18 protein-coding genes are annotated in these 25,648 nt (G+C 44.7%); 10 read left to right on the top strand and 8 right to left on the bottom strand.

All coding sequences use genetic code 11. The features are described 5' to 3' along the window. Positions 1-236 precede the first annotated feature (236 nt). The 4 genes from FR741_RS03335 to hemL all read right to left on the bottom strand — a co-directional run bounded on the left by FR741_RS03335 (position 237) and on the right by hemL (position 7,679). Complete coding sequence (locus FR741_RS03335) at positions 237-3,623, bottom strand: hybrid sensor histidine kinase/response regulator (RefSeq protein ID WP_167426263.1); 3,387 nt, start codon at positions 3,621-3,623, stop codon at positions 237-239. Between the two features lie 226 nt (positions 3,624-3,849). Beyond that, positions 3,850-4,875, bottom strand: a complete 1,026-nt coding sequence (rsmC, locus tag FR741_RS03340) for a 16S rRNA (guanine(1207)-N(2))-methyltransferase RsmC (RefSeq protein WP_006743286.1) — start codon at positions 4,873-4,875, stop codon at positions 3,850-3,852. A gap of 76 nt (positions 4,876-4,951) precedes the next feature. Continuing rightward, positions 4,952-6,037: an AI-2E family transporter gene (locus tag FR741_RS03345; protein WP_074191761.1), complete on the bottom strand. Its 1,086-nt coding sequence runs from the start codon at positions 6,035-6,037 to the stop codon at positions 4,952-4,954. A gap of 346 nt (positions 6,038-6,383) precedes the next feature. Continuing rightward, positions 6,384-7,679 carry a glutamate-1-semialdehyde 2,1-aminomutase gene (gene hemL, locus FR741_RS03350; RefSeq protein WP_012841437.1) on the bottom strand — a complete coding sequence of 432 codons (1,296 nt, stop codon included), beginning with the start codon at positions 7,677-7,679 and terminating at the stop codon, positions 6,384-6,386. A 246-nt stretch (positions 7,680-7,925) separates the two neighbouring features. On the opposite strand from hemL, the gene erpA reads away from it, so the two are divergent. The 3 genes from erpA (at position 7,926) to vmeK (ending at position 12,605) form a co-directional block, all read left to right on the top strand. Beyond that, positions 7,926-8,267, top strand: a complete 342-nt coding sequence (gene erpA, locus FR741_RS03355; RefSeq protein ID WP_005380031.1) for an iron-sulfur cluster insertion protein ErpA — start codon at positions 7,926-7,928, stop codon at positions 8,265-8,267. Between the two features lie 105 nt (positions 8,268-8,372). Beyond that, positions 8,373-9,491 (top strand): efflux RND transporter periplasmic adaptor subunit, encoded by a 1,119-nt coding sequence (locus tag FR741_RS03360; RefSeq protein ID WP_167426264.1) that lies wholly within the window; start codon positions 8,373-8,375, stop codon positions 9,489-9,491. Between the two features lie 9 nt (positions 9,492-9,500). Continuing rightward, entirely contained in the window at positions 9,501-12,605 is a 3,105-nt protein-coding gene (vmeK, locus tag FR741_RS03365) for a multidrug efflux RND transporter permease subunit VmeK (RefSeq protein WP_167426265.1), read from the top strand. A gap of 65 nt (positions 12,606-12,670) precedes the next feature. On the opposite strand, the gene FR741_RS03370 is transcribed toward vmeK, so the two are convergent. Further along, a complete protein-coding gene (locus FR741_RS03370) occupies positions 12,671-13,963 on the bottom strand; it encodes a peptidoglycan DD-metalloendopeptidase family protein (protein ID WP_046875053.1) in 1,293 nt (430 codons plus the stop codon). 130 nt (positions 13,964-14,093) lie between these two features. Here FR741_RS03370 and tyrS point away from each other — a divergent pair, with 130 nt between their 5' ends. Then, complete coding sequence (gene tyrS, locus FR741_RS03375; protein ID WP_065645535.1) at positions 14,094-15,281, top strand: tyrosine--tRNA ligase; 1,188 nt, start codon at positions 14,094-14,096, stop codon at positions 15,279-15,281. A 418-nt stretch (positions 15,282-15,699) separates the two neighbouring features. After that, positions 15,700-16,545, top strand: coding sequence for a magnesium transporter (locus tag FR741_RS03380; protein WP_167426266.1), 846 nt, complete (start codon positions 15,700-15,702; stop codon positions 16,543-16,545). Here FR741_RS03380 and dacB read toward each other — a convergent pair. Both dacB and FR741_RS03390 read right to left on the bottom strand, forming a co-directional pair. After that, positions 16,524-17,945: a serine-type D-Ala-D-Ala carboxypeptidase gene (gene dacB / locus FR741_RS03385; protein ID WP_167426267.1), complete on the bottom strand. Its 1,422-nt coding sequence runs from the start codon at positions 17,943-17,945 to the stop codon at positions 16,524-16,526. The genes FR741_RS03380 and dacB overlap by 22 nt on opposite strands. A gap of 186 nt (positions 17,946-18,131) precedes the next feature. Further along, on the bottom strand, positions 18,132-19,142 hold the full coding sequence (locus tag FR741_RS03390; protein ID WP_012841444.1) for a porin: 1,011 nt from the start codon (positions 19,140-19,142) through the stop codon (positions 18,132-18,134). Positions 19,143-19,687: 545 nt separating this feature from the next. Here FR741_RS03390 and greA point away from each other — a divergent pair. Continuing rightward, entirely contained in the window at positions 19,688-20,161 is a 474-nt protein-coding gene (gene greA, locus FR741_RS03395) for a transcription elongation factor GreA (protein WP_005380065.1), read from the top strand. 83 nt (positions 20,162-20,244) lie between these two features. Here greA and yhbY read toward each other — a convergent pair whose 3' ends face one another. Next, positions 20,245-20,541, bottom strand: coding sequence for a ribosome assembly RNA-binding protein YhbY (yhbY, locus tag FR741_RS03400; protein WP_005380066.1), 297 nt, complete (start codon positions 20,539-20,541; stop codon positions 20,245-20,247). Positions 20,542-20,679: 138 nt separating this feature from the next. On the opposite strand from yhbY, the gene rlmE reads away from it, so the two are divergent. From rlmE to glmM, 4 genes are all read left to right on the top strand, one after another. After that, entirely contained in the window at positions 20,680-21,309 is a 630-nt protein-coding gene (gene rlmE, locus FR741_RS03405; protein WP_005388985.1) for a 23S rRNA (uridine(2552)-2'-O)-methyltransferase RlmE, read from the top strand. Positions 21,310-21,417: 108 nt separating this feature from the next. Continuing rightward, positions 21,418-23,391, top strand: coding sequence for an ATP-dependent zinc metalloprotease FtsH (gene ftsH, locus FR741_RS03410; RefSeq protein ID WP_085342669.1), 1,974 nt, complete (start codon positions 21,418-21,420; stop codon positions 23,389-23,391). Positions 23,392-23,443: 52 nt separating this feature from the next. Next, complete coding sequence (gene folP, locus FR741_RS03415) at positions 23,444-24,274, top strand: dihydropteroate synthase (RefSeq protein ID WP_065645530.1); 831 nt, start codon at positions 23,444-23,446, stop codon at positions 24,272-24,274. 19 nt (positions 24,275-24,293) lie between these two features. Next, positions 24,294-25,634, top strand: a complete 1,341-nt coding sequence (gene glmM, locus FR741_RS03420; RefSeq protein WP_167426268.1) for a phosphoglucosamine mutase — start codon at positions 24,294-24,296, stop codon at positions 25,632-25,634. Positions 25,635-25,648 lie beyond the last annotated feature (14 nt).

Genomic DNA, 25,648 nt, shown 5'->3' on the forward strand with positions numbered 1-25,648 from the left:
TTTTTTATTGTAAAAATGAAGTGTTTTATTCGCTCGACTCAACCTGGTTTGGGTCGGTTATATCGATAGAAGCGTATGTTTGGAGTGCCTACCATGGACAACTTTGTCCAGAGGCTTATTCGGCATTTTAATGTGGTAACGGTAGAGAGTCGCTGTATTGTTCGTTTTTAGAGAAAGGGAAGGCTTGGATAATAAAAAGCCCAGCGTATGCGCTGGGCTAGTTTTTTTGATAGGTATTAGCTGGTCAACAGTCGCTGTAGTTTATCTCGTTGAGCTTCGATGTACGCACGCTCAGGACTCTGTTCTTTACAGTGTTCAAGGATGAATTCTATTGAGCTCAACACAGTTCTCCAACGTGGCGTTTTCGGCAGAGTTTCTATACGCATGTATTTATCCAAAGTGCGTGTTTGCAGAGTGCTACGGTCAAGATAAACGCGCCATAAGCCACTTTGTTCGGCAAATGCGAATTTACTTTCACCAGTGACTGACTCCCAATACTCTAAGGCGTGTGTCATTGCGTCGACCAGAATTTCTCGCATTAGCTCTTGTTTGTCTTTTTTGTTACCAAGCGCTTTGTCTGCAAGCCGTGTAAACTCTCCACCGAGTTCTTTCAGCTTCTGCAGCTGGTCTTTATCGCCATCAAAAGCATAACTTGAAAGCACCTCTACGGCGGTTTCTAGGTTGTGTATGCGAGCGGCATTGGCTCCTCCGCCAACATTAAAGATATACATGACATCTAAGCCTGAGCCTTCAGGTAGTTTAAGAATGTCTGCTTCGATGTTTTGACGAATATCTTCAATATAGATATCAATCTTGCCACAGTAATGAGGTTGTTTGACGGTCAGATACTTAGGTGCAATCAACTCATCGGCAGATGAACGTTTTAATTGTTCTAAGTTACGCTTGAATAGCTTGCAAGCAGCTTCATTAGCAAACCGGATACGTTTATCTTCACGCAAACAGATAATCGCTTCAGGAGCCGATTCCAGTTGTTCCAACAATCGCCCTTGAGTTTCTAATAAGCTTGCCTCTATAGCCGCTCGTTGGCGAAGTTCAGATTCAAGTATCTTATTCTCCATGTGGCGCATTTCAGCTTGGCTTGCCGTTAAGTGCGCTTGGATGCGTGCAGCTAGCTCTTGTTTATTGAATGGCTTAGACAAATAGTCGTTGGCTCCTGCTTCAAAGCCTCGTACACGATCTTCTGTTTGACTAAGCGCGGTGAGCATAATGATAGGTAGCTCGGCATGGTCATAAGTTTCACGTAATTCACTGCAGACTTGATAGCCGCTCATGCCTGGCATCATGATATCCAATAACAGGAGTTCCGGTTTTTCCTGCTCAACGAGTGCTAATGTTTCTGGTCCATCAGAGACGGTACGTACGCGATAGCCCTCTAAACGTAAGAAACTCTCAAGCACACGCAGGTTTACTGGCTCATCGTCAGCGACATACAGTAACGGGCCGTCTGGATTCTCTGGCAGTGATAAGTCTTCATTGTTCTCTACATCGATTTCAGGAATCTGGAAGTGTCCGTGCGCTGCAAGGGTTTGAGTTGTTTGGATCTCTTCTTCACTGGCAAGTGGTAACGTGAAACTGAAGGTGGTGCCGACCATAGGCTGGCTGCTGACGTATAACGAGCCACCCATCAACTCAATCAATTGACGGCTAATCGAAAGCCCGAGCCCCGCACCTTGACGATAGCGACTTGCGTCTTGTCCCGCTTGGATAAGTGGTTCGAAAATATGTTCAAGATGTTCTGCGGGAATACCTTGCCCAGTATCCACAACTTGCACACGAACATGATCATCAACCACATTGGCGGAGATAACGATTTTACCTTCTGAGGTGTACTTAATCGCATTACCGATCAGGTTATATAACACTTGTTCAAGGCGTTGAGGATCGGCAGACACCGCTTTCAAATCCGCTGGTACTTGGTTGATGATACGGATGGTTTTATTTCCGAGTAAATGGCTGGAAAGCTCTAGTACCAGTCGCGTTGCACTGGCTAAACTCACCGCTGACTTCTGGATATCCATGCTTCCGTAACGCATTTTATGATAATCCAATAAGTCATCAACAAGGTTTGCGAGACGTTGCCCACTTTTAATGATGATATCAAGCTGATATTTTTGGCTAGCAGGAATAGCACCGTTAGCGCCGGACGCTAAAGTCTCAGCGATTCCGACCATGCCGTGCAATGGTGTGCGGAGTTCATGAGAAGTGGTGGCTAAGAACTCATCTTTAAGTTTGTCGGCCAATTGTAGTTCATCATTTTGTTTTTGAATGATCTGGATGTTGCTCTCGAGCTCTTCATTTTGCTTCTTAATGGTTTGAATTTTCTCTCGAATAGAGCGTTGCATTCGTTCAAAACTCAGCGCAAGACGGCCAATTTCATCTTTGCGAACCGTATTAAAGGTGGTGTCATCAAGATCTCCGGCAGACACTTTTTCGGCAGCCCAAGTTAACTTCAGCAACGGAGAAGTAATAAAGTTTGATAAATAATGGGAAGCGATTACCACTAGAATGATGGCGATCAGCATGGCGATAACAAACAGTTTTTCGAGTTGATGAATACGAGCGAAAGCTTCGTTTTCAGGTAATTGCACGACGAGTGCCCAAATAACACCACGCGTTTCAATCGGTGCATAAGCAGCGATGATCTCTTCACCTAAACCGTTCGTGTAAGTGCCGACGCCAAATGCACCAGAGAGTGCTTTATCGATCACTTCTAAGCTGTTCTTAATGTCATCTTGCTTGGTGTTAATTGTGCGAGGTTGGTGATCATTTCCAACCAGTAAGGTGTTAATGGATGACTCTCGGTTGGCGTCTGCGGCTAACTTCGTGATGCCATTATTTGGTAAGCGGAACATAGCATAGCTGTGTAGGTAGCCTTGCTGAACAATTGGAGCACCTAACCAAGCGACTTGTTTACCACCTTCCAGTTCGAAATCAGACACAATCACAGGGGTGTAGTCTTCATTCACCTTACGGCGTTCAGTGACGTCATCAGCTAGACGCTTGAAGGTTTTGCCAAGTGCTGAGTCTTTGTAGGGGCCTGATAATAAGTTTGTTCCGTAGTTATCGTCTTTGTTGATCGAGTAGGTGACATTACCGTTGATATCGACCAGCAAAATATCATTAAAATCAGAGCGCTTGAGGAGCTCCAAGTAGGCCCAGTGGTAACGTTTATGTAAGAGTCGGTAACGTTCACTTCCGACATAGTTGGAAGACTCGGGTAACGTTGACGTTTTGATTTGATCTCCGCTGCCTTCAATGTAGCGCTGTTGGGCATTTTTACGAGATTCTTCAATGTCATTACCTAAACGACTAAAAGCATTGACGAGACCGTAAAATCGACCACCACTGGCGTAAGCCAGTTCAGAGCGCACAAAGCCCATGACTTCGGTTTCCCGCGCCTCAAAGTAGTCGATAATTTGCTGTTGTTTTGTATCTCGAACAGACAACAAGTGTGAGGTGCTTTGTTCTTGCAGATCTTTACTGTGGGACTGTAGGAAAAAGATCGCAGTAATAGTAAGAGGTGTGATACTGAGCACCAGAAATGCGGTCATCAGTGTACTCTGAAGGCGCTTAAATTTCTGTTTTTTGTAGAATTTAAACATGGATAAGATTACAACTCATAAAGGGCAGTTCTAAAATGTACTTCGCTGCCGAGGTTCTCGTTAAAAACGGATAAGATGTTCAACTAGATAGAATTAACAAAATTAACGAGTTTTTTTTCTTTGACAAGAAAGTTAGTTGTAAAGCGTGCAGGGTGACGCAGTTTTTCTTATGAGTGTTGAGTTTTTGAGAAAAAATCGCGCAGGTTTGTACCTGCGCGAGGGAAGATTATGACTTTTTCGCGTAGTAGATAGAAAACTTATTGGTCTTATTTAGCGTCTCGCAATTATTAAACGCTCGCTCAATAATTGGTGGATATTTTAAGAAGCTATTCGCGACAATGATCATTTCACCATGGCTATCTAGATACTTTGGAGCCTGACCCAATAGTGTTTCTGCTGCGTTGTAGTTCGTATCCAAACCACTGTGGAAAGGTGGGTTACTGATGATAAAACGATAATCGTCGGCAGTGTCTGAGTAAATATCAGAGGCGAATACATGGCCGGTTAATCCATTGGCTTTGAGTGTGGCTTGACTCGATGTGATGGCATACGCGTTAATGTCACACATCTCAATCGCAATTTCTGGATTGGCTTTTGCCATGAAAGCACCTAATACCCCAGCACCACATCCAAAGTCGAGGACTTTACCTGATAGAGTAGGTAGGGTTTCGAGTAATAGGCGGCTACCTAAATCGAATTCGCCATGACTGAATACTCCAGGCAAACTCTTAACAGTCAGTGATTGCTCACCAAGTGTGACCGTATAGGTTTTAAACCAGTCTGCTTGATTGAACGGCTTTGGTTCATTGAGGCAAGTGCCCCAGTAAAATGAACAGCGACGAGCGGAATCGTATTTATTGACCGGGCCATACTCTTTGAACATCTTCTCGATGCTTTTAACACCTGAGCGGTTTTCGCCAACCACTACAATTTCAGTGTTCACACCTAGTTTCGCCATCAACATCGCCAGAAGGTATTCGGCTTCGGCTTTGGCTTTAGGCCAGTACAAAAGCACCATGTCTGCTTGTGTCTCAGTATTAAACTCAGAACCAAAATGGCTTTTAACCTTGTTATGAGTGCGAATTTGACGGTAGAAGCTGTAGTTTGATGTGAAGACTTCTACAGATTCACAGTGTTTGGTCAGTTCAAGTGTAAAGAGATCTTCGACTTCACCTGCAACTAAAACATGTTTTCCGTTGAAGTACTCGAGCTGACGCTGAGCTATTTGGCTAGGAGCGATATAAGCAGACATAAATTGGGTTCATCAGAAATAATTTGGGGCAGATTTTCGCACAATCTGCCCCAAGCTTGAAGTGATTAAGCTGTGACTAGCTGTTGTCTTGCTGGTTGAGGAAGTCTTTGAATTCTTCTTCGTAGATATTAAACAGTACCATTGTCACGGCAAAAATAAGTGGACCGTAAATCAGGCCGATCAATCCGAATAGATGCAGACCACCCAGTAACGAGAAGAAAATCATTAGGGTATTCATGCCTGCGCTGCCTTGCATTAGCAGCGGACGCAATAGGTTATCAATAGAACCAACGACGACCACACTCCACACCGTCAAGAAGATAGCCCAAGTCATATCGCCTGTTAAGAACAAGTACGCCGCTGCAGGAATCCAGATTAGTGCGGTTCCGACCACAGGGATGAATGATGCAAAGCCCATCATCGTTCCCCAGAATAACCCCGGGAAGCCAGCAAGCCACATACCGATACCGCCAGCCAGACCTTGAGCAATCGCTGTCATGAATGAGCCCATCACGGCTGATTTAGAAACTTGCTCTATCTCTGTCAATATGCGGTCTTCTTGGCTACGTGAGAGTGGCAGAATATGACGAATCGCAGAGATAATTTTGTCGTGGTCACGAAGCAGAAAAAACAGCACAAACAGCATCAGGAAGAAGTTCATTAGGAAGTTGGTGGCGTCTCCTAAAATCTTGGCGCTGATAGCAACTAAGTTAGAGCCAAACGATGTAGCAAATTGACCAATTTTCTCAGCAATGGCTTTTGGCTCGATTTTATCGAAAGGTAAGTACTCATTAACTATGGATAAGCCTTTGATAACAAAAGGATGTTGGAATATATCTTGGATTCCGCCATTAGTGACCCAGTTGTACGTATTTTGTGAAAAAACAGAGCCTTGTTGAACAATGGCTGCAAACACAAATAGCAGTGGGATAACGATAATAAACGTCAAGACGACACATGACAGCAGTGCGGCCATATTGGGGTGCTTGGGAATTTTTCGCTCAAACCATTCGTGTACCGGAAACATGAGCAAAGAAATGATAAAAGCCATCACAATGGAATTGATGTATGGCTCAACCAATAAGTAGCAAGCAAAAGCAGCGGCGAGTAAAGCGACCATTAGTACTCGGTGACTCGACGTTATTTTTACATTATTTGGCATGAGATTAGTCCAACTTACAGGTGACGTTTACGGTTTGCGCCTTCAAAGATGGCGTTGAACCTTTATTACTTTGCACTCTTAACTCTTTCAAGCTTATGACAATGCCGAATTAGAGCAGAGCAATATACCTTGTTATAATGACCACAAATCAGTCGGTTATCAATCAAGAGATGAACTATGGGTTGTTGCAACGGTGATAAAAAGTGTCAAACCGAGAAAAAAGCCAAACGAATACCGTGGTTTGGCATTGTTATTGGTGTTTTAGCAGTATTGGTTATATTGAATTGGCAATAAAAAAGGACCGTGATGGTCCTTTTTTAAATTAGTTATCGCAGCTTTTAAGCGATTATTTTGCTTCTTCTGCAAGAGTTGCAAAACAGCGGTCAGCCGCTTCTAGCGTGGCATCGATTTCTTTTGAACCGTGAGCAAGGGAAGTAAAGCTCGCCTCGAACGCTGAAGGCGCTAGATAGACACCGTGTTTGAGCATTAAGTGGAAGAAGCGTTTGAAGCGTTCCACATCGCACTTCGTTACGTCTTCGTAGCAAGTCACTTTTTCTTGGTCAGTGAAGAAGAAGCCGAACATGCCGCCCACTTGGTTCACAACCAGAGGAATACCGTGTTTCTCTGCTAGAGACTTAAAGCCATCTGCTAGTTGTTTGGTTTTTGAAGCTAGGCGCTTTTCGTTGCCTTCTTCTTTAAGAAGGTTCAAACATGCATAGCCTGCAGCCATTGCGACAGGGTTGCCAGAAAGCGTACCCGCTTGGTAAACCGGACCCGTTGGCGCAACGTATTGCATTACTTCTTTACGACCACCGAAAGCACCCACTGGCATACCACCACCGATCACTTTACCCAGTGTCGTTAGGTCTGGCTTGATGTTGTAGTGCGCTTGTGCGCCACCAAGTGCCACACGGAAGCCTGTCATAACTTCATCAAAAATTAGTAGCGCGCCTTCTTGATCACAGATTTCACGTAGACCTTCGTGGAAGCCTTCCACTGGTGGAATACAGTTCATGTTGCCTGCAACTGGCTCAACGATGATACAAGCGATTTCGCCTTTGTTAGCAGCGAATAGCTCGCGTACAGAATCTAGGTCGTTGAATGTTGCTGTTAGTGTGTGCTTAGCAAAGTCTGCAGGAACGCCAGGAGAGCTTGGTTGACCAAGGGTCAATGCGCCAGAGCCCGCTTTGACTAGCAAGCTGTCAGCGTGGCCGTGGTAACAACCTTCAAATTTCATGATCTTGTCGCGACCAGTGAAGCCACGTGCAAGGCGAATCGCGCTCATAGTCGCTTCTGTACCAGAACTTACCATGCGGATTTGCTCCATTGATGGAACAAGTTCAGAAACTAACTCTGCCATCGCGATTTCAAGTTCTGTTGGCGCACCGAAGCTGAGGCCACGTTGCGCTGCGTCAATGACGGCTTCGCGGATAACCGCGTGGTTGTGGCCAAGAATCATTGGACCCCAAGAGCCAACGTAATCAATGTACGCTTTACCATCGGCATCAAAAATCAGTGGACCGTCTGCTCGTTCGATAAATAGCGGAGAGCCGCCAACGCCGTTGAATGCACGAACTGGTGAATTGACACCGCCAGGGATGGTTTGCTGAGCTTTTTGATACAGCTCTGATGATTTGGTCATGGGGTTATCCTCTTTTGATTGCTCGGACCAAGTGGAGCGCATTGTACCTAGCTATAATCAAGTTAGAAACGTTTTGCTTAATTTATGTGTTGTTTCGCAGTGTAATCTTATATATCCGCATCTGTTATAAAGAATCGGCGGTGAATACTTGAACGAGTTTGTCAGGTATTGGATAATCGTCTCAATTAGCACAAATTTGACGTCTTGCTTCAGGCTTGACGCATTACACGAGTGAGAGAGGTCTTCGTGAGCGAAGTAAACGTACCATTATCTTTTTCTGACGCAGCAGCATCTCGCGTTAAAGCATTGATTGCTGAAGAAGAAAACCCAGCATTGAAACTGCGCGTATACATTACTGGTGGCGGCTGTAGCGGCTTCCAATACGGCTTTACTTTTGATGAAAATGTAAACGAAGGCGATACGACAATCGTAAACAGTGGTGTAACACTGGTTGTAGACCCTATGAGTCTGCAATATCTCGTTGGCGGCATTGTTGACTACACAGAAGGGTTAGAAGGAGCGCGCTTCTTTGTAAACAACCCAAATGCAACGACAACATGTGGTTGTGGTGCATCGTTCAGTGTGTAATTAACACCAATCAGGCAGCCAGTGGCTGCCTGAACTTTACGTAGAAGGATGTCACGTAAAGTCGCTCTCGCAGAATATGCAGAGAAATAATAAAAAGGACTTTATATGTCTGGATCGTCTTTCGGACGTCGCATTGTCGAGCGCCCGTGGCTAGTATCTCTTATCCTCATATTGCTTCTTGTTGCATGGTTGGCAATCGGTCAACTGAAAGCACAAGATGATAATCTCAATTCTTCATCCTCTTCAACGAACACCACGCCACTTGCAAAGGTGATGTTCGACACCTTTATTGCTGAACCCACAAGTAAAACCATCGAACTGTATGGGAGGACTGCACCCAATCGTCAAGCGCGCCTTGGCGCTGAAGTCGCCGGTAAAATAGTCAGCCTCAATATAGAAAAAGGTCAAACAGTCAAGCAGGGGCAAGTGATCGCAAGCATCGACAAGCGCGATCTTGGTATTCAGCTCAAGCGGGCTCAGGCGATGCTGTTGGTTAAAGAGAAAGAGTTTAATGCAGCTAAATCGCTAAAAAGTCGCGGACTACAGGGCGAAGTTGCGTTTGCGACAGCACAAGCGGCATTGGTGGATGCTCGAGCGAATTTGAGCAACGTGCAAACGGCATTAAGAAATACCGAGGTGAAAGCACCATTCGATGGCATTGTTGATCACCACTTTGTTGAGTTAGGCGACTTTGTAGGGATTGGCGATCCTATTGCGACGGTCATTGATTTGGACACTTTGGTGATTGAAGCCGATGTCAGTGAGCGGCATATACAATACCTTAAGGAAGGCCTACAAGCCGATGTAAGAACCATTAACCAACAGCATTATCAAGGTCGGGTACGCTACATTGGGCGTGTTTCTTCTGCTTCTACTAACACCTTTCCAATTGAAATCGAAATTGATAACCAAGACGCAAGAATTCCGGCCGGTATGAGCGCTGAAGTACAGCTGCCGTTGAGTGAAGTGTTGGCGGTAAAGATTACGGCTGCAATGCTAGCACTCGATGAAGAAGGTAATTTAGGTGTTAAAACACTGCGTAATGAGCATGTTGAATTTGTTCCGATTCAGCTCGTTAAGGCCGAAGATGATGGCGTTTGGCTCTCTGGGTTAGGAGAACGAGCCGATATTATCGTGCTGGGGCAAGGGTTTGTACGCGATGGCGATCAGGTGCTGGCCAATAAAGTTGATGACGTAGTTATTGAAGCGGCTAGTGAGCAGTAAGGAGCACTTATGTACACTCTGATTGATGCTGCGTTATCCCGCGCTCGCACCATGCTGACATTACTGGTGATGATCTTAATTGCCGGTGTCATTACTTACGTCACAATCCCCAAGGAATCGAGCCCTGATATTACCATTCCTATTATCTACGTTTCCGTTGGACATCAAGGCATTTCTCCCGTCGATGCCGAGCGTTTATTAGTTCGCCCAATAGAGCAAGAGTTGCGCTCTATTGAAGGCGTAAAAGAGATGACCTCTGTGGCATCAGAAGGTCATGCTTCGGTGACGCTGGAATTTAGTGTTGGAGTGGATCTTGATAAAGCGATGGCAGATGTCCGAGACGCCGTTGACCTTGCGAAGCCAAAATTGCCAGAGGACAGTGATGAGCCAACGGTAAATGAAGTCACGTTTGCATCTGAAGAGCCCGTTTTGACTGTTGTGCTCTATGGCACCGTACCAGAGCGGACCATTGTACAGATTGCCAGAACGCTACGTGATCGTTTGGAGAGTTTCCGTCAGGTTCTTGAGGTTGAAATCGCAGGAGATCGCGAAGACATCGTGGAGATAGTTGTCGATCCGCTATTGATGGAAAGCTACGGTCTCGATCAAGCGGATATTTATAATTTAATCGCCTTGAATAACCGAGTGGTTGCAGCGGGATTTGTCGATACTGGGTATGGACGCTTTTCGGTAAAAGTCCCATCGGTGTTTGATTCATTGAAAGATGTGCTTGAACTGCCAATCAAAGTGAATGGCAAAAAGGTGATCACCTTTGGCGATGTGGCGACAGTACGACGTGCATTTCGCGACCCTGAAAGTTTTGCTCGTTTAGATGGCGAATCTGCCATCGTTTTGGATGTGAAAAAACGGGCAGGTGAAAACATCATTGAAACGGTCGAGCTGGTAAAAGAAGTACTGGCTCAAGGACAACAGCGAGCCGAGTGGCCCAACAATTTGCAAGTCAAATATACTTGGGATCAATCCGACGATGTCAAATTGATGCTCAGTGATCTACAAAACAATATATTATCCGCAATTATCCTCGTAGTGATCGTCATTATTGCCATATTGGGGGTTAGGACCGCGCTTCTCGTAGGGATTTCTATTCCGGGATCGTTCTTGACTGGGTTGTTGGTGTTATCGGTATTTGGGCTGACGGTCAATATCGTCGTTCTGTTTGCTTTAATTATGGCGGTGGGCATGTTGGTGGATGGTGCCATTGTGGTGACAGAGTTTGCGGATAGGCGCATGCAAGAGGGTACACCTCGTAAAGAAGCCTATCGAGATGCAGCAAAGCGGATGGCATGGCCTATTACCGCATCCACAGCAACCACATTGGCTGCGTTTGCTCCGTTACTTTTCTGGCCAGACATCACAGGTGAGTTCATGAAGTACTTACCACTTACTTTAATTGCTACCTTGGCCGCTTCGCTGATGATGGCTTTACTGTTCGTTCCTGTCATAGGTGGGATCATTGGCAAGCCTCAAGTAGTCAATCAGAAAGCTCAGCGAGAAATGGTTGAGCTGCATAACGGCAACTTTGAAAAAGCGACAGGCATTACCAAGCTTTATTACCAGACTCTGTCGGTAGCGATTCGTCATCCATGGAAAGTCTTACTCAGCGCGATACTGCTAGCGGCAGGTGTCGGCTTCACTTACAACAAGGCTGGCTTGGGTGCAGAGTTTTTCCCTGAAGTGGACCCAGCCTTTTTTACCGTTAAAGTTCGTTCTTATGGTGACCTGTCTATTCACGAAAAAGATGTGGTTATGCGCGAAATCGAGAAGGTGATGCTCGGTCATGACGAGTTTGAAAGTGTCTACACGCGTACAGGCTCAAGTGATAATGGGGATGAAATCGGCCAGATTCAGATAACACCTGTGGATTGGCAGTATCGACGCAAAGTGAAAACCATTATTGAAGAGCTAAAAGAGACCACAGATCGCTTTTATGGTGTTGAACTTGAGTATAAATTCCCGGACGCAGGACCGCCTGTTGAGCATGATCTCGTGATTGAAGTTTCATCGCGAAACTTGAGTGTTAGTGCGTTAGATGAAGCGGCCAAAAAAGTCCGACACTGGGCTGATGGTAATCCTGCACTGACCAATTTGAGTGATACCACTAATAAGGAAGGGATTGATTGGCAAATTGATATCCAGCGAGATGACGCCTCTCGCTTTGCAGCGGATGCGACCTTAGTCGGGAATACTGTTCAGTTTGTTACAAACGGTTTGAAAATAGGCGATTATTTACCCGATGATGCGGATGAAGAAGTCGATATTTTGGTGCGCTATCCACAAGATAAGCGCGATATTGGTCGATTTGACCAACTGAGAGTGAAAACGGCAGCTGGTCTGGTGCCAATCACGAACTTTGCTCAAATTAAGCCAGATCATAAGCAAGATACCATTCGTCGTGTAGACGGCCATCGAGTTATCAATATCAAAGCAGACATGGTGGAAGGTTACAATTTGGCGCTTGAGCTACCGAAGATTGCCGCTGGAATGGAACAGCTCGACTTACCGGAAGGCATTGAATATAAGATTCGGGGTCAAAATGAAGAGCAGGAAAACTCATCAGCATTCTTACAAAATGCTTTTATTGTCGCGCTTGGTGTGATGGCTCTGATTTTAATTACGCAGTTTAATAGCTTTTATCAAGCTTTCTTAATCCTCAGTGCTGTGTTGTTTTCTACCGTTGGGGTCTTTGCTGGGTTGCTTATTTTCCAAAAGCCATTTGGCATCATCATGTCGGGAATAGGGGTGATTGCGCTTGCAGGTATTGTTGTTAATAACAACATCGTATTAATCGATACTTATAATCAGATGCGTAAACGTGGCTTAGAGAAATCTGAGGCGATCTTGCGCACAGGTGTGCAGCGTTTAAGGCCCGTTTTACTCACGACGGTGACCACCATACTAGGCTTATTACCAATGGTGCTAGAAATGAACATCGACTTAGTTAACCAAAAAGTGGAATTTGGCGCGCCAAGCACTCAATGGTGGTCTCAACTTGCGACGGCTGTCGCGGGTGGGTTGGCGTTTGCGACTTTGTTAACGCTGGTTCTGACACCATGCTTGCTCATGCTCGGGAGAGAGCATCACTCCGAAAAGTAAGCTTCATCGTGATGATATTAAAGAAACAAAAAGGGCAGCTGAGCTGCCCTTTTCAATACATCAATTTACTTCATTGCTAACAGTTTGCTGTAGCGCTCAAGTTTGTCCATGCTAATTTTTGCGTTTGCCATGAAAGTTTGTCTTGCTTTGCCTGTTAGGGATTTAGATTGTGGCAAATTCACCGTACGCGGGTTTTTGTGGACACCATTCACAAGGAACTCATAGTGCAAGTGAGGGCCTGTTACACGACCTGTTCCGCCAAGCGTACCAATGGTTTGACCTTGCTTAACGCGTTGACCAGCTCGTACTGTACGTTTAGTTAAGTGCAGGTACTTGGTAATGTAAGTATTGCTATGTTTAATGAAAACGTAGTTACCATTAAATTTGTTGTAAGACGATTTTTGAACGACACCATCGCCAGCCGCCCAAATCGGGGTGCCCACTGGTGCAGCATAGTCCGTGCCTCTATGAGGACGAACGCGTCCCGTTACAGGGTGTAAGCGGCGTGGGTTGAAGTTAGACGAAACTCGACGGAAATCCAACGGCGCGCGCAAGAACGCTTTTTTCATTGCTCGTCCATTTTCGTCGTAATACTTGCCACTTTTCTGATCCAGTATTGCGGTGAAGGTATCGCCTTGGTTTTTAAATATCGCAGCAATGATTTTTCCGCGGCCGATTACTTCACCTTCTACCACTTCCTCTTGGTAAAGCACTCGGAAGCTGTCGTTTTTACGAATATCTAAAGCAAAGTCGATATCCCAGCCAAATATGCCGGCCAGTTCCATGATTTGGTTGCCATTTAATCCTGAAGAGATTCCCGCATTCCAAAAGTTTGATTTGATGGTGGCTTCAGCGTAGTTGTACTGGAAGTCGACTTCTTTTTTATCGACTTCTGAGACGTATTTGCCGTCTTTTAACGTGATACGAAAAGTTTCGAATGCGCTTAATGTTCTTCTTAATTGTACTAAGTCGTTGTTTTCATCAAAACCGAATTGCAATCGATCGCCAGGTCGAAGTCGGGTTAATTGCTTTTCCACTTCTTTGTCTGATGAGACAAGCTCATGCAATAGACGGGCAGAAAGCCCCACGCGACTAAACAAGATGGCGGCACTCTCACCATTTTTCACTTTGTACGTTTCCCAACGCAGTACAGCGGGGGACGCTGGAGACGAACTGTTTAGTGCACTGAGTTCTAGGGAAACTGGCACAGGATAATGTTGACCAACTTTTAATCGGCTCTGCTGTGGGTCTAGGTCTTGCGGATCAGGTAAAAAGAAGAGCGCGAAGATAATAAGCGCACTAAAAAAACCGATCAATACTTTGTGCAAGAGTGGAAGTCGGACAAAAATCGAATGCATGAGGTACTTGATTGCTAAATTAAACGGAAAAATTGACAACTACCTAGTCTAACGTGTTTCAAAATGCATCGCTATTCAAGTAATATGTTCAGCTATTATATTTTTGCCAAATCTGTGGGAGTGAACAAGAATGGCGAGCATTGAAGCTGCACTAGCCGAGATTAAGCGCGGTGTTGAAGAGCTGATTCCAGAAGAAGAGCTTATCGCAAAACTAAAAGAAGACCGTCCTCTACGTATTAAATTGGGTGCGGATCCTACGGCTCCAGATATTCACCTAGGTCATACGGTTATTTTCAATAAGCTTCGCTTGTTCCAAGAGCTAGGTCATGAGGTGACGTTCCTAATTGGTGACTTCACTGCAATGGTTGGTGACCCAACAGGTAAAAACACAACACGTCCACCGCTAAGCCGCGAAGACGTATTGCGTAATGCAGAAACTTACAAAGAGCAGGTATTCAAAATTCTAGACCCTGCAAAAACTAAGATTCAGTTCAACTCTGAGTGGTTATCTGAGCTTGGTGCAGAAGGTATGATTCGTCTTGCTGCAAACCAAACTGTTGCTCGTATGCTAGAACGTGATGACTTTAAAAAGCGTTACGCGGGTGGTCAGCCAATTGCTATTCATGAATTCATGTACCCACTTCTACAAGGTTGGGACTCAGTAGCAATGGAAACTGACGTTGAGCTTGGTGGTACTGACCAGAAGTTCAACCTGCTAATGGGTCGTGAACTGCAAAAGTCTCACGGTCAAAAACCACAGGTTGTTCTGATGATGCCTCTTCTAGTGGGCCTTGATGGCGAGAAGAAGATGTCTAAGTCAGCAAATAACTACATCGGTATCAGCGAAGCGCCAAGCGAAATGTTTGGTAAAATCATGTCTATTTCTGATGACCTAATGTGGAGCTACTACGAGCTGCTCTCTTTCCGTCCTCTGGAAGAGATTGCTCAATTCAAAGCTGATGTAGAAGCGGGCAAAAACCCTCGTGACATCAAAGTATTGCTAGCAAAAGAAATTATTGCTCGTTTCCACAGTGAAGCTGATGCAGATGCGGCAGAGCAAGAATTCGTAAACCGTTTTGCGAAGAACCAAATTCCTGATGAAATGCCAGAATTTGATTTTGATGCAGGTCGCCCAGTGAGCAATCTGTTGAAAGAGGCTGGCTTATGCCCGTCATCGTCAGATGCGATGCGTATGGTTAAGCAGGGCGCTGTGAAGATAGATGGTGAAAAAATTGCGGACAGCAAATTTGCTCCAGCAGCGGGTACTTACGTGTTCCAAGTAGGCAAACGTAAATTTGCACGTATTACTATTCAGTAATCAATAATCGCTGCAAATGAAAGCGCCTGATGGGCGCTTTTTTTGTATAAAAATTTAGCGAAAAAGACAAAGTAAAACTTCCAAACATGTTTAACTTTGCTACTATACTCTCGCTGCCAATAATGGCAGCGTTATCGGAGATTTACATGAACAATACCGACCATCCTCCCAGTCGTTGGGTGAGTAAGAGCAAGGGAGCGAAATAACCCGCTTCGGTATTGGCGATCTCCGCCTTACCTAAGTGGTGAGGCATCTTTTCTAATTTTCTTCTCGTTATTTCCTTCATACATTCTGAATAGACAGTGCGTCCGCATTGGTTTTCTCTGTGCATCTTAATTGTTGTGTGACTTTAAGTATGCAAGAGTGACTTTGCGTGCCTTGTCGATGGTCGTTACCAATGCCAATCGGGAGATTCGCCATGACGGTAATGAACAACACTTTTATTGAAACAACACCAAACTTTTCTGAAGTAGAAATTGGTGCAGCTCGCAATGCATTTTTGCAGTATGATCAAGAGCAACAAGTCCATTTGCTTACGATCATGCCGATCGATGAGGCGGTAGGTATTTTGCAGCATTGCTCTGTCGGTTATGTGAATAGTCTTATTGCTCAACTTGAGCAAGCAGGCCATGACAAACGCGCACGTCATTATGCTCACCAATTGGGTTTGCATATGTCTGAAGTTGATACACCTGATGGTTATTTATCGACTAGTGTTTTGGGGCACGTGAAGCAGCGTATTGGGTGGATCATTGCACTGGCCCTTTTAGGGATTGTGTCGGGTTTGATCATTGCTCAGTATGAGGACACCCTTAGCCAGCTCGTTTTGCTTGCGGTGTACATGCCTGTGATCGCTGCGGCTGGTGGCAATACAGGAACACAAGCTGCAACTTTGGTGATTCGTGCTCTTGCAACTGGAGAGCTAAAAAAACGCCAATGGTTAGAAGTTTTGTGGAAAGAGAGCCGCGTTGCTCTATTTATTGCGTTAGCGATCGCTATCGTGATGATTGGACGCATTATGTTATTTAGTGCCGGTCAATCAACAGGGGGCTTTGAACTTACCGATATTGCATTGGCAATAGCGGTTGCGTTATTCATCCAAGTAACGATTTCTACAACATTAGGTGGGCTGCTACCAATTATTGCACGAGCTTGCAAGATGGACCCAGCGGTATTGGTGAGTCCAGTGCTTGCATCTATCGTCGATATTTCAGGGATGTGGATATACTTTAATGTGGTGAACTATTTCTTGGGTATCGCCTGACTAAAGTTCACAATATCACTATAAAAAAGCTGCTCAAAATGTGTAATAGGGGCGATGACAGGTTTGTTATCGTCCCTTTTTTCTGGGAAGTAGTCTGAAACAAACTGAACAAAAACGGTATTAGGTTGACCATTTTTATCCAAGCCATATCCGGCCATGTTGTAAGTTCCGTAGAGGGAGCCGCTTTTGGCGATCAATTGTCCTTTAATTGGCAACTTTCGCATACTTTGTCGGTACTTTAGTGTGCCTGACTCACCTGACTTCGGCATGATGGCGATCAGTTTAAGCTCGTCTTCGTGCTTCCAAATATAACGAAGAATTTCCGCCATTTTGGTGGCGGAGATACGGTTGTTTCGTGAAAGTCCTGAGCCGTCTTCTAGGCGCGCATTACGAATATCAATACCAGTGTTGGCGAAAATGATCTGCTTGATCGCCTCTGTACCGTTGGCAAAGCTACCTGACTGAACAAAAAACTTAGCGCCAAGTGTTTTGGTTAATGTATCTGCAATCAAGTTATCAGAGTTTTTAAGCATCTCTTCCAGAATGTCTGGTAATGCCTCTGATTGATGCATGGCGATTAGCTTGCGCTGTTTTTCCGGAGCCGAACCGAACCGAATCTTTCCTGATAACTCAATATTGAGCTGCTTAAGCAAAGCTGCCAATCTATGGCTGGTATAAAGTTCGGGATCTTGAACGGCAAATTTAAGTGGCAATGGTTTCTCCCTCTCAACTAAGCATCCAGTTAGCTTGTAGTTGTTATCAGGGTTTGCGACTAAGCCTAAATCGCAATGACGACTTTTCTTAATCGTTTTAGAAACGGTCTCGACAGTACTTGTTACACGAATAGGTTGATGCTCAGGTACGTAGACTCGAGTCCCACCGTCTTTTTGCGTATAGATAGAAGCCTGCACACAGTTGTTATTGAGTGTGATGGTCGATGCCGGAGCGCTGTAGCAAACTCCCAAGATATCCCACGGCCAGCCCACTGCACGGTTGTAACCAGTGAATGCGCTGTTATCGAGCCATAAGTCACCGTCAATACGTTTTAAGCCATTTTTCTTGGCTAGGGTAAGAAGTGATTTTAAATCGTTGGTTTGGAGCGTTGGATCGCCGACAAAGTAAATCACTGCGTCTGAGCTCGACGCTTCTAGTTTGGTTCGAAAGCGGAAGTTATCACCCAGCTCTAACTTTGCCGCTAATGCTGTGACGATTTTTAATGTACTGGCTGGTGGGAATAATTGTTCGGTAGGATGAACACCGTCAAGTTCAGCATTCTCACTGAGTTTTTCCGCGACTAAACTGATGCGAGAGCCTTCCGGCAACACTTCTTGATGAGGGTACGCTTGTGAAAAAGCAGAAAGTAATGAAGAGAATATGAGCAAGGGCCAACGTAAACGCATAATGATACTTTCTAAGGTGAGTTATGTGATTGAGTATACGCAAGTCCTTTCAATATGCTAGGTAACTAAAGAAATGCTTTATATGTCATCAGGAATGAGACATGAGAGAAAGGCGCGCGGCTTAAAATGGAGTATAAAAAATGCCCGCTTGAAGCGGGCATTCGATATTCTAGTCAAAGACCGGAATTAGAAGTCGTAACGTAGACCTAGAGCTAGCTCGTCTTCAGCATCGATCTTGTTCGCAACTGTCTTACCGCTAGTTGAGCCGAACTTATCGCCAGCGTCAATTAGGTTGAAGTTGTAAGAAACGTAACCGCGGAAGTTAGGTTTGAAGTAGTAAGAAGCATCAACAGCGAAGTTGTTTGCAGAAGTTTCGTTGTCAGTTTCTGCATTGTTGTACGTTGTTGTGAATACTGTTTGACCTAGCGTGTAAGCACCCGCTAGTTCGTAACCAGTGTAATCAACAGTGTTGTTGAATGTGTCAGTCATTTTTTCGCCATCTGTGAAGATACCAGCGAAGTAAAGATCAGACATTGTGTAAGATGCAGCTAGCATGTACTCGTTTGCATCGTATTGGTCTGCGTAACCAGCACCAAGCTCAAGACCAGTGTCTGCTACAGCGTAGATAGCTGATAGAGAGTAGCCGTCTTGTTTGTTATCAGAGTATTCACCGTTTTGTTCTACACGGTCAGCGAAGCGGTAGCTTGCTTTAACACTTAGGTTTTCAAATTGACCTTTGTAAGCCATCATGTTGTCTGTACGGTCTGCTACAGCTAGTTTGTCTGCTGCAGAGTTACCGTGGTAAGCCATGATATCAGTGAAGTCAGTGATAACGCCTAGTGCACCTTCAGTTTTACCGTATGCGAACTCACCGTAAGCACCACCAAGACCAGCGTAAGCAAGACGAGTTTCTAGATCGCTCTTGTCGTCGCCGTCTACAGTACCGTTTTGAGCAGTCTCAAATTCACCTTCCCAGAAACCAACACCGTATAGGTTGTCATTGATCTCTTGTTTACCAAGGAAGTTTAGACGGATGCGAGATTTGTCTTGAGCGTCGCCATCTTTCATAGATAGACGTGCTTCAGCACGGCCGCCCATTTCTAGAGAAGTGCCGTCTTGGTTGTAAAGTTCAGCTGCGTTTACGCCAGTTGCCATAGCTGCTGCAGATACAGAAAGAGCAATTAGAGTCTTTTTCATCTTATTTGTCCTAGTTAGCTGTCCATAATCATTGTTGTATGGGGGAGAGGTAATCTCTCACAAGTTGTTGGTCTATAATCGGCCAATGAGCGGTATAATTCGCCCTTGTAAGCCTTTGATCTAACAACTCGCTGGACATGTTTTACTGCTAAAGTTTCCGTATGAGTTAGTAAAATGATATAAATCGTATCGATGAACACTGTTCGATTGTTCTGGGTTTTGATTTAACTTTTTGTTTTAAATGATATTTTTCGGCTATAACATTCGTCTGACATTGATTAGTTTTTATCTTTTTTGATGTTTTTGGTGTAATGAACAGTGTTGTTTTTCAACAAATTGCGACAGTGATGCACTCTAGAATCGTTCTAAAAGTGACTTATATCATTATGCCGAAAATGCATAGTCTTACAGCCTTTCGAATTAAGATGATTTCGTCCGGGAGTTTGTTTACACTAAATGAAATGCATCTTTAAGCGCACTACCCAGCCCTATGGCAGGGTGGGCTTTTTTTTGTCCAAAGACCCATTTGGGCTTGAGGTTATAAAATGGAAAAAGTTCCAATGACACTACGTGGCGAGCAAAAGCTACGTGCAGAACTCGATCGTCTACTTAAACTACGTCCTCAAATTTCAGAGGCAATCGCTGAAGCTCGTGAGTTAGGTGATTTAAAAGAGAACGCAGAATATCACGCCGCTCGAGAAGAGCAGGGTATCTGTGAAGCACAAATCCGTGACATTGAATACAAACTGTCAGTTGCTCAAGTAATTGATGTAACGAAGATGGAGAACACGGGTAAAGTTATTTTTGGTTCAACCGTAACCTTGATTGACATCGACACCGAAGAAGAAAAAACATACCAAATTGTTGGTGATGACGAAGCAGACATTAAAGCTGGCCGTATTTCAGTAAGCTCACCAATTGCTCGTGGCTTGATCGGTAAGATGGAAGGCGATGAGGTTGCTATTCAAACTCCGGGTGGCGCGAAAGACTTCGAAATCGACCGAGTAGAGTACATCTAAGTCGTTGAGAGTAGTCTGTTACTCCAATAAAACGCAAAAAGGTCGCCAATGGCGACCTTTTTTCTTCAGCAACGTAAGTAGAATTACTTACGAGGGATTTCGATTTTACGCTCTTCAGACTGGCGGTACAGCACAAGCACTTTACCAATAGTCTGAACTTTTTCTGCGCCCGTCTCACGTACGATAGCGTCGATGATTAGCTGTTTTGTTTCACGATCTTCTGAAGCAACTTTTACTTTGATTAGTTCGTGATGGTTAAGAGCGATTTCAATTTCTGCTAGCACGGCTTCTGTAAGTCCATTTGCGCCCATTAGCACGACAGGTTTTAAACTGTGAGCTAGGCCTTTAAGGTGCTGCTTTTGTTTGGTGCTTAGGTTCATTACGCGGCCAATTTTCTTTAAAATAAGGGTTGAAAAAAGCTATTTTAACGCCATCTATTGCTGAAGACTATAATTTATTGAGTAATAGGTAGCGCCTATTAAAACAATAGCTCCAATTTGCGCCTTGTTGGGATTAAAATGAGTAAACAAAAACATTCGGCTAGTTCTGGTCGTTGGTTGAAAGAACACTTTGATGATAAATACGCGAATGAGGCTCGTAAAAAAGGCTATCGCTCACGTGCTTATTTCAAGATCGATGAGATTCAAACGAAAGATAAATTGTTAAAGCCTGGGATGACAGTCGTCGATTTGGGTGCGGCACCGGGCGGGTGGTCTCAATATGCTGCTAAGATAGTAGGAGACAGTGGTCAGATCATTGCGTGTGATTTGCTTCCTATGGACCCGATTGCGGGTGTCAGCTTTTTACAAGGCGACTTTCGCGATGATGCTGTCTTGGAAGCTTTGCTAGAAAGAATCCAACCTTCAATGGTAGACGTAGTAATGTCTGACATGGCACCTAATATTGCGGGAAATAACTCTGTTGACCAACCTCGTGCTATGTATTTAGTTGAATTGGCTTTAGATATGTGTCGACAAGTTCTAGCGCCTAATGGTAGCTTTGTCGTAAAGGTTTTCCAGGGGGAAGGCTTCGATCAGTATGTGAAAGAAGTCCGAGACATGTTTAAAGCCGTAAAAATTAGAAAACCAGACTCATCGCGAGCTCGCTCTCGAGAAGTCTTTGTTGTAGCCACTGGTTACAAAGGTTAACCATTTTGCTCTCTTGAGAGCGTGTTAACACTATAGCTACAGTGAATGAACTGTAGTACCCTACCTTTAATTACAATTAGTTATCGAGAGGCTTACACCTTGAGTGACATGGCAAAAAATTTAATTCTGTGGCTTGTTATCGCCGTCGTATTGATGTCGGTATTCCAGAGCTTTGGCCCTGGAGAAAGCAATGGCAGAACCGTGGATTACACCACGTTTGTACAGGAAGTTGGCCAAGGCCAGATTCAAGAAGCAACTTTTAAAGACGGTGAAATTAGCTTTGTTCGTCGTGGCGGCGGTGCCAAAATGGTCACTTACATGCCAGTGTATGACCAAAAGCTTCTAGATGACCTAATTAACCAAAACGTGAAAGTACAGGGCACGCCTCCAGAAGAGCAGAGCTTGCTTGGTACTATTTTCATTTCTTGGTTCCCAATGATCTTACTGATTGGTGTATGGATTTTCTTCATGCGTCAAATGCAAGGCGGCGGCGGTAAAGGCGCTATGTCTTTTGGTAAGAGCAAAGCTCGAATGATGAGCGAAGAACAAATCAAGACAACTTTTGCTGACGTCGCTGGTTGTGACGAAGCAAAAGAAGACGTGAAAGAGCTGGTGGACTACTTGCGTGATCCAAGCCGCTTCCAAAAACTGGGCGGTAAGATTCCTACTGGTGTGTTAATGGTTGGTCCTCCTGGTACTGGTAAAACGCTTCTAGCGAAAGCCATTGCTGGTGAAGCAAAAGTACCGTTTTTTACCATCTCGGGTTCAGATTTCGTAGAAATGTTTGTGGGTGTCGGTGCATCTCGTGTACGTGACATGTTCGAACAAGCTAAGAAAGCAGCGCCTTGTATTATCTTCATCGATGAAATCGATGCGGTAGGTCGTCAGCGTGGTGCTGGTGTTGGTGGTGGTCACGATGAACGTGAGCAAACACTAAACCAAATGCTAGTAGAGATGGATGGTTTCGAAGGTAACGAAGGTATCATCGTAATCGCTGCAACTAACCGTCCAGACGTTCTTGACCCAGCGTTGCTACGTCCTGGTCGTTTTGACCGCCAAGTAGTGGTTGGATTGCCAGATGTACGTGGTCGTGAGCAGATTCTAAAAGTACACATGCGTAAAGTCCCTCTAGCAGGTGACGTAGAGCCTTCTCTAATCGCTCGTGGTACACCAGGCTTCTCTGGTGCTGATTTAGCAAACCTAGTCAACGAAGCGGCGCTATTTGCTGCGCGTGGTAACAAGCGTAACGTTTCTATGGTTGAATTCGAATTAGCGAAAGACAAAATCATGATGGGTGCCGAGCGCCGTTCAATGGTGATGTCTGAAGAGACAAAAGAGTCAACGGCTTATCACGAAGCAGGTCACGCAATTGTTGGTCGTTTAGTACCTGAGCACGATCCAGTGTACAAAGTGTCGATCATTCCACGCGGTCGCGCGTTGGGTGTGACTATGTACCTACCGGAGCAAGACCGTGTCAGCATGTCTCGCCAGCATCTAGAGTCTATGATCTCTAGCTTGTACGGTGGTCGTCTAGCGGAAGAGCTTATCTACGGTGCTGATAAAGTCTCAACAGGCGCGTCAAACGATATTGAACGTGCAACTGATATTGCTCGTAAGATGGTTACTCAATGGGGTTTCTCTGAAAAGCTTGGTCCTCTACTGTATGCAGAAGATGAAGGTGAGGTGTTCCTTGGTCGTAGCGTGACTCAGACTAAGCATGTATCTGATGATACGGCGAAGCTGATTGATGATGAAGTTCGTCAAATCATTGACCGCAACTATGACCGTGCGAAGAAGATTCTTCAAGAAAACATGGATATCATGCATGCGATGAAAGATGCGCTGATGAAGTATGAAACCATTGATGCTCGTCAAATTGATGATTTAATGGAGCGCAAAGCTGAAATTCGTGAGCCTGCGGGTTGGAGTGATAACTCAACTAGCAAACCTGAAGACAGCGAGAAGCCTCAAGCAAAGCCAGAAGTTAAAGAAGAAGCAACGGACGCTGCGAAAGATGCAGAAAAGTCTAGCTCTTCAGAAGCGACTTCTAGCGAAGCGCCTGAAAAGAAAGACTCTGAATAAAGAGTGTTGATAATAATAAACCCCGAGTTATCTCGGGGTTTTTGTGTTTATGATGATGATTACAGCAAATAACAAATCTTTAGATCTTTCCCGTCCACATGTTATGGCCATTCTAAATGTGACTCCGGATTCCTTTTCGGATGGTGGTAAATACAACTCGATTGAACTCGCCCTTGCTCAAGTTGATAAAATGATAAAGGCTGGTGTAAGCATTGTTGATGTTGGTGGGGAGTCGACAAGGCCTGGCGCGCCAGATGTGTCTTTAGAAGAAGAACTTCGACGTGTTGTCCCAGTAATCAAGGCCATTCGTGAAAAGTACGATGTGTGGATTTCGGTCGATACCAGTAAAGCGGAAGTTATGCGTCAAGCTATTGATGCTGGTGCAGATTTGATCAATGACATTCGATCTTTGCAAGAACCTGGTGCTCTCGAAGTCGCAGCAGAAGCAAAGCTTCCAATTTGTCTGATGCATATGAAAGGTCAACCTAGAACCATGCAAGTTGCACCTCATTATGATGATTTGATGAGCGACGTATCTGCCTTTCTAGAAGAACGTATCGCGGCATGTGAAGCAGCAGGGATTGATAAATCTCAACTGATTCTCGATCCTGGGTTTGGCTTTGGCAAAACGATAGAACACAATTATCATATGCTCGCTCATCTTGAAAAGTTTCATGAATTCGGCCTGCCAATTTTGGCTGGCATGTCTCGTAAGTCAATGATTTTTAAGTTGTTGGATAAGCCAGCGGCTGAATGTACAAATGCGAGTGTCGTTTGCGCTACGATTGCAGCAATGAAAGGCGCGCAGATCATTCGTGTGCATGACTTTGAAGAGACAATCGAAGCAATGAAAGTTGTTGAGATGACGAAAAACAATATTTAAAAATAATAAAGGAAAGTTTATGTCGAATAAAAGACGTTACTTTGGTACTGACGGTGTGCGCGGTAAAGTAGGACAATACCCAATCACTCCGGACTTCGTACTTAAGCTTGGCTGGGCTGCTGGTCGTGTACTAGCAAAACAAGGCACAAAGAAAGTTATTATAGGTAAAGATACGCGTATCTCCGGTTATATGCTTGAATCTGCATTAGAAGCAGGCCTTGCTGCAGCGGGACTTAAAGCAACATTTACTGGTCCAATGCCAACCCCAGCAGTGGCATATTTAACTCAAACTTTCCGCGCAGAGGCGGGGATTGTGATTTCTGCATCGCATAACCCATATTACGACAACGGCATTAAATTCTTTTCTTCTGAAGGTACTAAGTTACCTGACGATATCGAGTTGGCTATTGAAGCTGAGCTGGATAAAGACATTGAATGTGTTGAGTCTGCAGAACTTGGTAAAGCCACTCGTCTAAATGACGCTGCAGGCCGTTACATCGAATTCTGTAAGAGTACTTTCCCATCTGAATTGAGTCTTGCAAACTTTAAAATCGTGGTAGATTGTGCGCACGGTGCAACGTACCACATTGCTCCAAATGTCTTCAAAGAGCTTGGCGCAGAAGTTATTGCAATGGGCGTAGAGCCTAACGGCATCAACATTAATGAAGAAGTGGGCGCAACAGATGTTCGTGCGCTTCAAAAGCGTGTCGTTGAAGAGCAAGCACACCTTGGTTTAGCATTTGATGGTGATGGTGACCGTATCATTATGGTCGACCACCTTGGCAACAAAGTCGATGGCGACCAAATTGCTTACATTATTGCTCGTGATGCTCTTCGTCGTGGCGAGCTAAAGGGTGGTGTAGTTGGTACGTTGATGACTAACTTGGGCATGGAAAATGGCTTAAAGCAGCTAGGCATTCCATTCGTACGTGCCGCTGTTGGTGACCGTTATGTCATGGAACAACTGATAGAAAAAGGCTGGAAAATTGGTGCTGAAAACTCAGGCCATGTGATCTTATTAGATAAAGTCACCACGGGCGATGCGATTGTTGCAGCACTGCAAGTGCTTGCTTCTGTAGTTGGCAGTGATATGTCTTTGCATGAGCTATCGCAAGGCATGACGTTGTATCCTCAGGTTCTAGAAAATGTCCGCTTTGCAGGGGAAAGTAATCCTCTTGAAGCTCAAGCAGTACTAAACGCCGTCGCCGAAGTAGAAGCTACGCTGGGTGATAAAGGACGTGTATTGTTGCGTAAATCTGGCACAGAGCCTTTGATTCGCGTTATGGTGGAAGGTGAGGATGGCGAGCTAGTTCAAAGCTCTGCACTGAAAATTGCCGAAGCTGTAAAAGCAAGTTGTTAATCATTGCGTTAAAG

This window comes from Vibrio diabolicus (assembly GCF_011801455.1).
GTDB classification, from domain to species: Bacteria; Pseudomonadota; Gammaproteobacteria; order Enterobacterales; family Vibrionaceae; genus Vibrio; species Vibrio diabolicus.

Excerpts from the sequence above, each read along its gene's own strand:
- greA (WP_005380065.1), top strand. The coding sequence starts at position 19,688 with ATGGAAAAAGTTCCAATGACACTACGTGGCGAGCAAAAGCTACGTGCA.
- FR741_RS03335 (WP_167426263.1), bottom strand. The coding sequence starts at position 3,623 with ATGTTTAAATTCTACAAAAAACAGAAATTTAAGCGCCTTCAGAGTACA.
- dacB (WP_167426267.1), bottom strand. The coding sequence starts at position 17,945 with ATGCGTTTACGTTGGCCCTTGCTCATATTCTCTTCATTACTTTCTGCT.
- vmeK (WP_167426265.1), top strand. The coding sequence starts at position 9,501 with ATGTACACTCTGATTGATGCTGCGTTATCCCGCGCTCGCACCATGCTG.
- hemL (WP_012841437.1), bottom strand. The coding sequence starts at position 7,679 with ATGACCAAATCATCAGAGCTGTATCAAAAAGCTCAGCAAACCATCCCT.
- ftsH (WP_085342669.1), top strand. The coding sequence starts at position 21,418 with ATGGCAAAAAATTTAATTCTGTGGCTTGTTATCGCCGTCGTATTGATG.
- tyrS (WP_065645535.1), top strand. The coding sequence starts at position 14,094 with ATGGCGAGCATTGAAGCTGCACTAGCCGAGATTAAGCGCGGTGTTGAA.
- FR741_RS03345 (WP_074191761.1), bottom strand. The coding sequence starts at position 6,037 with ATGCCAAATAATGTAAAAATAACGTCGAGTCACCGAGTACTAATGGTC.
- FR741_RS03360 (WP_167426264.1), top strand. The coding sequence starts at position 8,373 with ATGTCTGGATCGTCTTTCGGACGTCGCATTGTCGAGCGCCCGTGGCTA.
- FR741_RS03390 (WP_012841444.1), bottom strand. The coding sequence starts at position 19,142 with ATGAAAAAGACTCTAATTGCTCTTTCTGTATCTGCAGCAGCTATGGCA.
- yhbY (WP_005380066.1), bottom strand. The coding sequence starts at position 20,541 with ATGAACCTAAGCACCAAACAAAAGCAGCACCTTAAAGGCCTAGCTCAC.
- FR741_RS03380 (WP_167426266.1), top strand. The coding sequence starts at position 15,700 with ATGACGGTAATGAACAACACTTTTATTGAAACAACACCAAACTTTTCT.
- rlmE (WP_005388985.1), top strand. The coding sequence starts at position 20,680 with ATGAGTAAACAAAAACATTCGGCTAGTTCTGGTCGTTGGTTGAAAGAA.
- rsmC (WP_006743286.1), bottom strand. The coding sequence starts at position 4,875 with ATGTCTGCTTATATCGCTCCTAGCCAAATAGCTCAGCGTCAGCTCGAG.
- FR741_RS03370 (WP_046875053.1), bottom strand. The coding sequence starts at position 13,963 with ATGCATTCGATTTTTGTCCGACTTCCACTCTTGCACAAAGTATTGATC.
- folP (WP_065645530.1), top strand. The coding sequence starts at position 23,444 with ATGATGATTACAGCAAATAACAAATCTTTAGATCTTTCCCGTCCACAT.
- glmM (WP_167426268.1), top strand. The coding sequence starts at position 24,294 with ATGTCGAATAAAAGACGTTACTTTGGTACTGACGGTGTGCGCGGTAAA.